Source organism: Roseibium sp. RKSG952 (assembly GCF_009711355.1).
The window spans coordinates 17,974-29,014 of record NZ_SMMF01000919.1 but is presented as its reverse complement, the minus strand read 5'-3'; the positions used below and the strand labels follow the sequence as shown (position 1 = coordinate 29,014).

General features: G+C 56.7%; 10 protein-coding genes and 1 tRNA gene. 7 read left to right on the top strand and 4 right to left on the bottom strand.

Annotated elements, in window-relative coordinates:
- Positions 1-67 precede the first annotated feature (67 nt).
- Positions 68-271: a hypothetical protein gene (locus E1297_RS20915; protein WP_155141891.1), complete on the top strand. Its 204-nt coding sequence runs from the start codon at positions 68-70 to the stop codon at positions 269-271.
- A gap of 1 nt (position 272) precedes the next feature.
- Here the strand turns inward: E1297_RS20915 and E1297_RS20910 are convergent, their stop codons facing one another.
- Positions 273-989, bottom strand: coding sequence for an RlmE family RNA methyltransferase (locus tag E1297_RS20910; protein WP_155141889.1), 717 nt, complete (start codon positions 987-989; stop codon positions 273-275).
- Positions 990-1,379: 390 nt separating this feature from the next.
- Positions 1,380-2,492, bottom strand: a complete 1,113-nt coding sequence (locus E1297_RS20905; RefSeq protein WP_155141887.1) for a Ppx/GppA phosphatase family protein — start codon at positions 2,490-2,492, stop codon at positions 1,380-1,382.
- 242 nt (positions 2,493-2,734) lie between these two features.
- Here E1297_RS20905 and E1297_RS20900 point away from each other — a divergent pair, with 242 nt between their 5' ends.
- The 4 genes from E1297_RS20900 to E1297_RS20885 all read left to right on the top strand — a co-directional run bounded on the left by E1297_RS20900 (position 2,735) and on the right by E1297_RS20885 (position 5,259).
- Positions 2,735-3,031, top strand: a complete 297-nt coding sequence (locus E1297_RS20900) for a virulence factor (RefSeq protein WP_155141885.1) — start codon at positions 2,735-2,737, stop codon at positions 3,029-3,031.
- Between the two features lie 26 nt (positions 3,032-3,057).
- A complete protein-coding gene (locus tag E1297_RS20895) occupies positions 3,058-3,984 on the top strand; it encodes a methylenetetrahydrofolate reductase (protein WP_155141883.1) in 927 nt (308 codons plus the stop codon).
- Positions 3,985-3,993: 9 nt separating this feature from the next.
- The gene (locus E1297_RS20890) at positions 3,994-5,058 is read left to right on the top strand and encodes a methyltetrahydrofolate cobalamin methyltransferase (protein WP_155141881.1); all 1,065 of its coding nucleotides are present in this window, start codon (positions 3,994-3,996) and stop codon (positions 5,056-5,058) included.
- A gap of 127 nt (positions 5,059-5,185) precedes the next feature.
- Positions 5,186-5,259, top strand: a tRNA-Gly gene (locus tag E1297_RS20885).
- Here E1297_RS20885 and E1297_RS20880 read toward each other — a convergent pair.
- The gene (locus E1297_RS20880) at positions 5,248-6,123 is read right to left on the bottom strand and encodes a class I SAM-dependent methyltransferase (RefSeq protein WP_155141879.1); all 876 of its coding nucleotides are present in this window, start codon (positions 6,121-6,123) and stop codon (positions 5,248-5,250) included. The two genes, E1297_RS20885 and E1297_RS20880, sit on opposite strands and share 12 nt — an antisense overlap.
- A gap of 24 nt (positions 6,124-6,147) precedes the next feature.
- Positions 6,148-8,190 (bottom strand): ASKHA domain-containing protein, encoded by a 2,043-nt coding sequence (locus tag E1297_RS20875; protein WP_155141877.1) that lies wholly within the window; start codon positions 8,188-8,190, stop codon positions 6,148-6,150.
- 217 nt (positions 8,191-8,407) lie between these two features.
- On the opposite strand from E1297_RS20875, the gene guaB reads away from it, so the two are divergent.
- Together guaB and E1297_RS20865 are read left to right on the top strand one after the other, a co-directional pair.
- Positions 8,408-9,856 carry an IMP dehydrogenase gene (gene guaB / locus E1297_RS20870; RefSeq protein WP_155141875.1) on the top strand — a complete coding sequence of 483 codons (1,449 nt, stop codon included), beginning with the start codon at positions 8,408-8,410 and terminating at the stop codon, positions 9,854-9,856.
- A gap of 100 nt (positions 9,857-9,956) precedes the next feature.
- The coding region (locus tag E1297_RS20865; protein WP_155141948.1) for an RsmB/NOP family class I SAM-dependent RNA methyltransferase at positions 9,957-11,041 on the top strand (1,085 nt) is incomplete at its 3' end.

The window sequence follows — 11,041 nt, the reverse complement described above, 5'->3', positions numbered from 1 at the left end:
TTTACCGGCCAAGTTCAGAGTTATGGATCAGATCACGGGGAGAACCCCGCGGTGCCAGAGGTGATCCATGTCAGATATATCGGATACGAAGGTAAAGCAGCCCTTACACGCGAAACCGGTTGGAAAACCACCGCTTGACCGGCGGATTGCAGAGCTTCGAGACCGTGCTCCGGTCTACATCAGCCATGGCGATGCCTTGTTGCTGATCGGAAATGCATCTGCGTCGCTGCGCGAGCAACGCCTGACGGATCAACAGATAGAGCTGGACTGATTTAGCCTCGAAAACCTGTTGCCACCACGAATTTCTCGGAACTGTCCGAGCGGGAGGCTGGGGGTTTTACGTTGGCTACCTTATCAAATTTCTGTTTGAGCAACTTTTGCAGATCGCCTTCGGCGCCACCAGCCAGAACCTTGGCAACAAAGGTACCGCCTTCTTCAAGAACATCAAATGCAAAATAGGCAGCTGTTTCGCACAGTGCGATAATGCGCAAATGGTCGGTTTGTTTGTGACCTGATGAAGCTGCGGCCATATCCGACATCACAACATCAGCTTTGCCGCCAAGCCAGTCTTTAACCTTTACGTCGGCATCATCTTCCATGAAATCCAACTGATGCACCTCGGCACCGGCGACGGGTTCAACCTCTTGCAGATCGACGCCCAGAACCGTTCCGATCCGCTTGCCGCTTTTTTCGCCCAGGGCATTGACCCGCTTAACGGCCACTTGCAGCCAGCCACCAGGGGCACAGCCCAGGTCCACGACCCGCGCGCCGGGAACAAGAAAACGAAACTTTTCGTCCAATTCCAGTATCTTGAACGCTGCGCGTCCGCGATAGCCTTCGACTTGTGCCCGCTTTACATATGGGTCATTCAGCTGCCTCTCGAGCCAACGGGTCGAGCTGAGCTTACGCCCGCGCGCAGTCTTGACCTTTACTTTCAGGTCGCGCTGCCCACGGCCTGAGGTGTTTTTTCCGCTCGGCGTCTTTGCCATGCGATTGATCTCCTGAAAGTTGACCGGTCCATACCTCCTTATTGGAGGAGCAACAAGGAGGGTCTAATCCCTTATTATCAGGTCTGGCCACGGAGAAGAAACGCCAAACGCCAACCAGCCCGCACCATTCAGGATCTGCGATACACAAGTGGACCGGTCCTGAGACGTGGATTCGAAGCTGAGCAACAACTCACGCGCGTCCGAAACCTGTGAAGTCGGAACAGCGATATGAATACCACCAATAGCCAATGCCCAGTGTGGGACCATATTGACCAGGTTAAATCCTGGGCAAAAAACATCATATCCTGCGGCTTCGAGGAAGCAGATCGTGGTGGCAGCTGTGCTGGTTCGATAGGCGATTGCTACTATTGTGAAGTCAGCTCTCGGCAATCAGAACGGTCCATCTTCCAGCACACCATCTGCGCTCATCTGTGCATAGAGCAGACCTTCGCGCAGGCCCCGGTCCGCTACAGAGAGACGGTCGGTGGGCCAACAGCGCAACAAGGCCTGTAGAATGGCAGAGCCGGACATGATCAGGGCCTGCCTGTCGTCACCGATACGCGGATCACGACGCCGACCCTGAGGGCCGAGTTCCAGATACCCTCGTATGACTTTGTCGATCTGATCACTGGTCATGCGCAGACCGTCCACTTTGGTGCGGTCGTAGCGTTTTAGGCCGAGATGTGAGGCTGCAACAGTGGTCACGGTGCCGCTGGTTCCGACAATCTGAAACCCTTCGCGGGCCTGTTCGTCCTTGTAAGGCGCAAAATCCGCGAGGTTTTCCTCAAAGAACCAGCTCATCAGGGCAAAACGCGCTGAGTCGTCTTCGACGTCATTGAACTGGTCGCGCAGTGTTGCCACGCCCAAGGGGACGCTGATCCAATCGACAACCTTTGCCGCAGGGAAAGGACTGTCTGCAGTATGAAACCCGTTATGCAGGCGCATGATCGCCGGTGGACGATCCCGGCGCGGTACCGACGAGATATCGATCCAGACCAATTCGGTTGAACCACCACCGATATCAACGACCAGAAGCTGCTCGGTTTTGGTGGAAACCAGCGGCGCGCAGGAAATCACTGCCAGACGGGCTTCTTCTTCGGGTTGGATAATCTCTAAAGTCAGACCGGTTTCGCGTTTGACCTGCCGGATAAAGTCGCGAGAATTCTTGGCGCGGCGGCATGCTTCGGTTGCGACCAGTCGCATGCGTCTGACTTTATTCCGCTTGAGCTTTTGCTGGCAGATTCGTAGCGCCTGAATGGTGCGCGACATCGATGACCGTGACAATCGTCCGGTCCTCTCCAGGCCAGCGCCCAATTGCACGGACTTGGAAAAACTATCTACCACATGGAACCCGCTGCCCTTGGGCTGGGCTATCAACATGCGGCAGCTATTTGTCCCCAGATCCAGTGCCGCATATAATGCATCCGGATCGGGTCTTGCCGGCGCGGGGCTTTCGACCGCCTTCGGGAACGCGCCCGCACCTTTGGGACGCTTGGGCGCCATCTTCAACGCCCTCCGATTTTCGAGTTACCCTGACCATAGGTCGCGCATTTCGATCACGCAAGACGCTCATTAAAGTCATGAGGATTTTGATGTGCGCTTTTGTAAAGCAGTCAGGTAAAAGCTCGGTATCCCGTCGTGGGCTAAAAACGTCGCTGTGAATATGTCGGGTGTCGAAATTCGACCGACTGAAGCCCACATAGAAGTTTAGAACCGGCTCATCTGGCTAGGAGGAATCAAACAGGATGCCTGACGTCACAATCGTATATTGGCGCGACATTCCCGCTCAGGTCATCGTCGGCAAAGGCCGGCGCGGGGCCAAGCGGCAATTGGAGGAACGGTTCGAGCAAGCGATCGACCGGGCTGCCATGAAGGTGAATGCCAAGGACAGTGATGCCTACCTGGCCGAATGGCGCAAGGCCGAGCCCTTTGTGGTCGATGGCGACCCGGCAGAGATTGCCGAGGCAGAAGCGGTGCGTTTGGAAACGGAGTATGATCAGGAACGTGTCAAAACCCTGATCGCCAACGACGGTTGGGCATGAGCCCAAGATCTATATGGGAGGCCGCAATGGCTTTGCTGAACTTCAAGAAACGTGATGCCGTTGAAAACGGCCCTGTGAATCCGACCGTCGAAGCCTTTTTGCAGGGCTACTCGATTGAGGTGATGCCACGCACCGTCGAAAAGGTCGAAGACTTCCGCGCGCTGCTGCCCGAAGGAACCCGCGTCTACATCGCCCATATCGAAGGCACGCCCATCGAGGACATGGTCAAGACCGCCAAGCGGATCGCGGATGAAGGTTATCCGGTCATGCCGCACTTCCCGGCGCGGATCATCAAGGACGCTGCGACCCTGGAAAACTGGATTTCCATGTATCAGGGCGAAGCGGGCGTAGATCAGGCTCTGCTGCTGGCTGGTGGCGTTGCCAAGCCGCATGGCGAGTTCGACAGCTCGATGCAGTTGCTGGAAAGTGGCCTGTTCGATAAGGCAGGATTCAAGCGTCTGCACGTAGCGGGTCACCCCGAGGGCAACAAAGACATTGACCCAGACGGCTCGACCAAGAACGTCGACGAAGCGCTGCGCTGGAAGCAGAAGTTCAACGAGACTACCGATGCGGAGATGGCTCTGGCGACTCAGTTCGCTTTCGATGCCAAACCGATCATCGAATGGGCTGATAGTCTGAAAGAAGCGGGCATCGATATTCCGGTGCATATCGGCATCGCGGGTCCGGCCAAGCTGCAGACTCTGATCAAGTTCGCCATTGCTTGCGGTGTTGGTCCGTCGCTGAAGGTTCTGCAGAAGCGCGCAATGGATGTCTCCAAGCTGTTGCTGCCGTATGAGCCGACCGACGTGATTACCGAACTGGCCAACCACAAAGCGGCCAATCCGGACTTCAACATCACCAATGTACACTTCTTCCCGCTTGGCGGCATCAAGACCAATGCCAACTGGGCAATCAACAACGGCGGCGCCTCGGCAAAGCCTGTAAACTCCTAAGGAACGGACATGACCCGTACAGTCGTAGAATCAAAAACAAAAACCGCCGTTCTGGGCTTTGATGAGCCGTTTTGCGTAATCGGTGAGCGGATCAACCCCACCGGCCGTAAAAAGCTGGCTGCAGAGCTGGAAGCGGGCGATTTCTCGACCGTTGAGAAAGACGCGCTGGCTCAGGTAGCCGCAGGCGCGACCGTTCTGGATATCAACGCAGGGGTAGTTTACAACTCGAACCCCAACCCGAACGAGACCGAGCCACCGCTGATGACCAAGATCGTCGAGCTGGTTCAGGGTCTTGTCGATGTGCCGCTGTGCATCGACTCGTCGGTTCCGGGTGCGCTGGAGGCCGGTCTGGCTGCTGCAGAGGGCCGTCCGCTGCTGAACTCGGTCACCGGTGAAGAAGAACGCCTTGAGATGGTTCTTCCACTGGTCAAGAAATACAACGTACCGGTTGTGGCGATCTCGAACGACGACACCGGCATCTCGGAAGACCCGGATGTGCGTTTTGCAGTTGCGAAAACTATCGTTGAGCGTGCCGCTGATTACGGTATTCCGGCCCATGACATCGTGGTTGACCCGTTGGTCATGCCAATCGGCGCAATGGCAACTGCTGGCCAGCAGGTGTTTGCGCTGGTCCGTCGTCTGCGGGAAGAGCTGGGTGTAAACACCACTTGTGGTGCCTCCAACATCTCGTTCGGTCTGCCCAACCGTCATGGCATCAACAACGCCTTCCTGCCGATGGCAATGGGCGCTGGCATGACGTCTGCGATCATGAACCCGGTCGCATTGCCGACCACTCAGAAGAAGATCGCCGAGAAGAAAGAGGCCGTTGCTGCAGCGGGTATCATCCTGCCCGAAGGCATGGACGACGAAACCTTCGTTCAGATGTTTGGCCTGGGTTCAACCAAGCCGCGTGCGGGTAAGGAAATGGAGGCCATTCGCGCCGCCAACCTGCTGACCAACAACGACCCGCATGGCGGTGAGTGGATCCGGTTCAACAAAGCGCCTGAAGCGGCTGGTGCCGAAGGTGAGGGTGCACGTGGACGCCGTGGTGGCGGACGTCGCCGTCGCGCCTGATAATTTTGAACTAAATCACACAAAAGGCCGGATCAATGATCCGGCCTTTTTTTGTTTCCATGGGTGGGTCACAAAGTTTGAAAGCTCTTGCTCACGTTCTGAGAGTGATGATATTCAGTCCGGCGCGGCGGGTATGATGTAATGGTAGCCTGTCAGCTTCCCAAGCTGAACGCGCGGGTTCGATTCCCGCTACCCGCTCCAACTTGACCAGGTTGATCTGCGCGCCTGAAACAAGTTGATCACAGCAGGTATTTTCAGATCCTGCCCATTTTCAAAGGAACTGAACGCGTCTGCAACGCCTTCCTGAATGGCATGCACATCTGCTGACGTTCCATCAAAGTGCGAGATAACCCGCGCTGCGGGACCAACGCGTGTACAAAGAATGGCCGAATCCCGAACCGAGCCAATGCCCCTCAATCCAAGTGGCACGGCGTCTGCCTGAACATCGGAAAGTCCAGCTTCGGTCATCATGCCCGTTACGTGATCGATATCGTGAAACGCCAGAGGGCCGGGGGCAAAACGGTCAACTTTAGGCGGGTGTCCGAGGCGAGAGGTTGCCGCGATATGTGGAATCTTGAACCACGGATTGTCTGCCAGGGGTCCCCAAGCCGCGAATGTCATCTGGCCACCGGGCTTCAACGCGCGGGCCATGTTTGAAAAGGCGGCTACGGAGTCTTCAAAGAACATGACACCAAAGCGTGAAATTGCAGCATCCCGATTGCCTTCAGCAAAATCATGCGTTTGCGCATCAGCATACTGGAATGTGATATTGTTCAATTCCTGATCTGACGCACGGGTTCGGGCGCGATCAAGAAATGGCTCGGATATATCTGCGGCCAGCACATGTCCGCTTTCGCCGACCTGTTTTGCTGCAGCAATCGAGCTAACGCCAGTACCGCAGCCGACATCGAGCACACGCATGCCCGTTTGCAGACCGGCACGATCAAGCACCAGTTCAAGTACGGGGGACATCAGGTGATCAAGCTGATCTTCGTAGGTCAGCCATTTTGCGCCTGATGCCGACTTGCCCCAGTATTCGGCTTGTTCTTCGTTCACTGTCTGCATACGGGCCTCCTGTGGTTGGCCCGACTATGACCTTCTGCGACGGCGACGGCCAGAATTTTCCTGATCTCCGCCCGTGTTAAAGCTCGGATTTGGCAAAGTAACCACCTGCGCCAGTTCCGGAAACGGATCGGTTTTGTGCGGGATAGCGTTGGCGGCCACGAAATGATCCTGGAACTTAGGCTCGATTGCGGTTTCAACTTTGGTGATTTCCCGAACGACACGCTCGATTTCAGCGCGAGCTGAGATGTTGCAGAGCGCGATCCGCGCACCCGTTCCCGCCGCATTCCCTGCGCTGGAAACCTTGTCCAATGGGGCGTCTGGGATCATTCCCAACACCATCGCATGTTTGGTCGAGATGTGGGCACCGAAAGCACCCGCCAGTACCACGCGGTCCACCTTGTCCACTTCCATCTCATCCATCAGCAGCCGTGCACCGGCATAAAGCGCTGATTTCGCGAGCTGAATTGCACGAATGTCACCTTGAGTGACGGTAATGCGCGGACCACCTTCGGCGCTTGCGTCGTGGATCAGGTAGGAATGGGTGCGCCCTTCGGGAACTGAGCGAGACGTACCGGTTTGCTCGGCCGATCCGATCAGCCCACTTTCGTCCAACAGGCCTGCGATACGCATTTCGGCGACGGCTTCGATGATGCCCGATCCACAAATGCCAGTGATACCGGTTGTCGCGACATCCTGATCGAATCCTACTTCGTCCGACCATCTTTCCGAGCCGATAATCCGGAACCGCGGCTCTTTAGTTACCGGATCGATTTCGATCCGCTCAATCGCCCCGGGGGCGGCGCGTTGACCCGAACTGATCTGGGCACCTTCGAACGCAGGGCCTGTGGGTGAAGAGCAGGCCAGAACACGGCTGGTGTTGCCAAGCAGAATTTCAGCGTTTGTGCCCACATCTACGATCAAGACAAGATCTTCGGATTTGCCGGGTTCCTCGGACAACGCAACCGCGGCACAGTCAGCTCCTACATGACCCGCGATACAGGGCAGGATGTAGACCTGCGCGCGCGGGTTCATGTTGGTCAGGTCCATCTCGCGCGCGGGCAGGGACATGCTTTCCGACGTCGCCAGAGCAAACGGCGCCTGACCCAATTCTACCGGGTCCAGGCCCAGCAGGAGGTGGTGCATGACCGGGTTACAGACGAAAACCGTTTCGACGATCAGTTCCGCATCAATCTCCGCCTCGTCTGCGATCGAAGTCGTCAGGTCGTTGATGGCCTCGCGGACGGCCTTCGTCATCTCTTGGTCGCCGCCGGGGTTCATCATCGAGTACGAAACGCGGCTCATGAGGTCTTCGCCAAAGCGGATCTGCGGGTTCATCAGACCGGAGGATGCCTTAACCTCTCCGGTTTCCAGATCAGTCAGGTGAGCAGCGATGGTGGTCGAGCCCAGGTCGATGGCCAGACCGTAGAGCCCATGTTCATGAAGGCCGGGCCAGATTTCGACGACCTTGGCCACTTCGTCCTTGTGGCCCTTGTGGACTGCGACGGTGACTTCCCATTTGCCTTTACGCAGAACGGGCTGCAGCTTTGACATCAGTGAAAGGTCAGCGGTTACGGCCTCGATCTTCCACTGCTCGCGCAGGGCACGCTCCAGACGCTCCAGATCGCCAGTGGGAGAGTGCATGTCGGGCTCTTCCACTACGACAAAATACAGACGGGTTGCCGGGTCCATGGTGATCGCGCGCGCCGCTGCTGCCTTGCGGACGACCTGACGATGCACCTGGCTTTCGGGCGGAACATCGATGACGACATCACCCTGAACTGTCGCCTGACAGCCAAGCCGACGCCCAGGTTTCAGGCCGCGCTTGTCATCATATCGCTGCTCGACAGCGTTCCACTCACTCAGGGCATCTTCGGCGACGGTGACACCATGTTTGGGGAATTCACCAAAGCTGGGCGTGATCTGGCATTTCGAGCAAATGCCGCGTCCGCCACAAACCGAATCCAGATCAACGCCCAATTGACGGGCCGCAGTCAGAATCGGTGTGCCGACGGGGAAGTGCCCGCGTTTGCCCGAGGGAGTAAAGACGACAAGGGGGTCGGTGGTCATGATCGGCCTGCCTTTTGTATTCGCGCGTATGCCGCGCAAGATATGGGTTTGTGCGCAAAGGGAAAGGGCATTCAGCGGCACGTTTTAGGCAGCTTGCGTCGTTTTCCGCCGTGGCATCAGCGCGCAGCCCGAAACAACTTGGGTTCAGGGGCTTTTCCTTCGGCTGAATCCATGTAATAGGGTCACCGCCAAACGGGCTTTTGCATGGGGTAATCAGATGCAGATTCGTGAGGCACTCACCTTTGACGACGTTCTATTGGTTCCGGCGGCTTCGTCGGTGCTGCCGACGACGGCGGATACCGCAACGCGCGTGACGCGTGAAATCACCATGAATATCCCTTTGCTCAGCTCGGCAATGGATACGGTGACCGAGGCGAGAATGGCGATTGCCATGGCGCAGGCTGGCGGTATCGGGGTCATCCACAAGAACCTGTCCGCTGAAGAGCAATCGCGCGAAGTACGGCGTGTCAAACGCTTTGAATCCGGCATCGTTTACAACCCCGTCACACTGCGGGCGGATCAGACGTTGGCTGACGCCAAGGCGTTGGTTCAGCGCTACAATTTCACGGGTTTCCCAGTCGTTGAAGACGATGGTCGGGTTCTGGGCATCGTCACAAACCGTGACATGCGGTTCGCGACATCTGATGACACTCCGATCAAAGCCATGATGACGACTGACAATCTGGCGATGCTGCGTGAACCTGCGGATCTTGAAGAAGCCAAGAGCCTGATGAAGGCCCGCCGTATTGAAAAGCTGCTGGTGGTCGACGCCGAAGGCAAGTTGACCGGTCTTCTGACCTTGAAAGACACCGAACAGGCTGTTCTGAACCCAACTGCTTGCAAAGACCGTTTGGGTCGTCTGCGGGTCGCAGCTGCAACTTCGGTAGGTGATGCCGGATTTGAACGTTCGGAACTGCTGGTAGACTCGGGCGCTGACATCATTGTCGTCGATACGGCTCATGGACATTCGCAGGGTGTTCTGGATGCGGTGAAACGAGTGAAAACGCTTTCGAACGAAGTGCAGATCATTGCTGGCAACGTTGCAACCGGAGATGCTGCGAAAGCGCTTATCGATGCAGGCGCGGATGCGATCAAAGTGGGTATTGGTCCTGGCTCGATCTGCACAACCCGAATGGTTGCCGGTGTCGGTGTGCCTCAGTTAACCGCGATTATGGACTGTGCGGCAGCCGCGGGTGATGTGCCGGTCATCGCTGATGGCGGCATCAAGTTCTCGGGCGATTTCGCCAAGGCCATCGCTGCGGGCGCTTCCTGTGCCATGGTGGGTTCGATGATTGCAGGAACGGATGAAAGCCCGGGGGAGGTGATCCTGTATCAAGGCCGTTCGTTCAAATCCTATCGCGGTATGGGCAGCCTTGGAGCAATGGCTCGGGGGTCTGCGGATCGTTATTTCCAAAAGGATGCGGCCAACGACAAACTGGTTCCTGAAGGTATCGAGGGGCAGGTGCCTTATAAAGGTTCAGCCAGTGCAGTTATTCATCAGCTCGTTGGTGGATTGCGTGCTGCAATGGGATACACCGGATGTGCAACAGTGGACGAAATGCGCCGCAACTGTAACTTTGTCAAAATCACTGGCGCTGGCTTGAAAGAAAGCCACGTGCATGACGTTCAGATCACGCGTGAAAGCCCGAACTATCGGGTAATGTGAGCCATGTGAAAGTAAATGCGGCGCTCCAACCGGGGCGCCGTTTTGCGTTATGAATGTCGGATCCATCCGGTTCAGGATTAATTCAAACTAGGGAATTGCAATGACCCCTGCCGCGCGTGTTCAGGCCTCGATCGAAATTCTTGACGATATTCTTGCCGGAGCGCCGGTAGAGAAGGCGTTGACAGGTTGGGCACGTCGCAGCCGGTTTGCTGGGTCCAAGGATCGGGCGGCCATCCGTGATCATGTTTTTGATGCACTACGGCACAAGCGATCCTTCGCCGCGCAGGGTGGAGCAGGGACTGGCCGAGGGCTCATGCTTGGCTCGGTACGTGCTGCAGGGACCGACCCGAGTGTCTTGTTCTCGGGGGAACGGTACGCGCCGGAGCCAGTTGATGGTACCGAGAATGCGCGTGAGTTCATCAGCGATGCAGAGCGCTATGACATCCCTGACTGGCTCTGGCCGGAATTCAAGCAGTCGCTTGGGGAAGAGGCGGAGGCAGCCGCAATGGCACTGCAGAACAGAGCGCCTGTTCACTTGCGTGTAAATGTTGCCAAAACGGATGTAGCGGAAGCAATAGATTTGCTTGAGGCCGATGGCATTACCGCTGTTGAACACCCAGCGTGCGATACCGCGCTTGAGGTGACAGTGGGCACACGAAAAATCTCACAATGCCGTGCCTATACACAAGGGTTGGTTGAACTGCAGGACGCGGCCAGTCAGGCGGTCGTTGCCGCATTGCCCTTGCAACCTGGCATGCGTGTCTTGGACTACTGCGCGGGTGGTGGTGGTAAAGCGCTGGCATTGGCCGCACATAAGGGCGTTCAGGTTTATGCCCATGATGCCAATCCAGGGCGTATGCGCGATCTGCCTGCGCGCGCCCAGCGCGCGGGGGCAAACATCTCCGTGTTGACCAGTGATGACGTTGAAAAGAAAGCTCCCTTCGATCTTGTGCTTACAGACGTGCCGTGTTCCGGAAGCGGGTCGTGGCGTCGCGCACCTGCGGGCAAGTGGTCTTTGACTGCGGAGCAACTGAAGGAGTTGTTTTCAATCCAAATAAGGATCCTTGAGACAGCTTCTGTTTTGCTGAAGCGGGATGGAACACTGGCCTATGCAACCTGTTCAATGCTGAATGCTGAAAACGAGGCTGTCATGGCGACGTTTTTGAAGGAAAACTCTGATTGGAG

Coding starts and splice junctions, on each gene's coding strand:
- E1297_RS20890 (WP_155141881.1), top strand. CDS start 3,994: ATGACCCGTACAGTCGTAGAATCAAAAACAAAAACCGCCGTTCTGGGC.
- E1297_RS20915 (WP_155141891.1), top strand. CDS start 68: ATGTCAGATATATCGGATACGAAGGTAAAGCAGCCCTTACACGCGAAA.
- E1297_RS20875 (WP_155141877.1), bottom strand. CDS start 8,190: ATGACCACCGACCCCCTTGTCGTCTTTACTCCCTCGGGCAAACGCGGG.
- E1297_RS20900 (WP_155141885.1), top strand. CDS start 2,735: ATGCCTGACGTCACAATCGTATATTGGCGCGACATTCCCGCTCAGGTC.
- E1297_RS20910 (WP_155141889.1), bottom strand. CDS start 989: ATGGCAAAGACGCCGAGCGGAAAAAACACCTCAGGCCGTGGGCAGCGC.
- E1297_RS20905 (WP_155141887.1), bottom strand. CDS start 2,492: ATGGCGCCCAAGCGTCCCAAAGGTGCGGGCGCGTTCCCGAAGGCGGTC.
- E1297_RS20880 (WP_155141879.1), bottom strand. CDS start 6,123: ATGCAGACAGTGAACGAAGAACAAGCCGAATACTGGGGCAAGTCGGCA.
- guaB (WP_155141875.1), top strand. CDS start 8,408: ATGCAGATTCGTGAGGCACTCACCTTTGACGACGTTCTATTGGTTCCG.
- E1297_RS20895 (WP_155141883.1), top strand. CDS start 3,058: ATGGCTTTGCTGAACTTCAAGAAACGTGATGCCGTTGAAAACGGCCCT.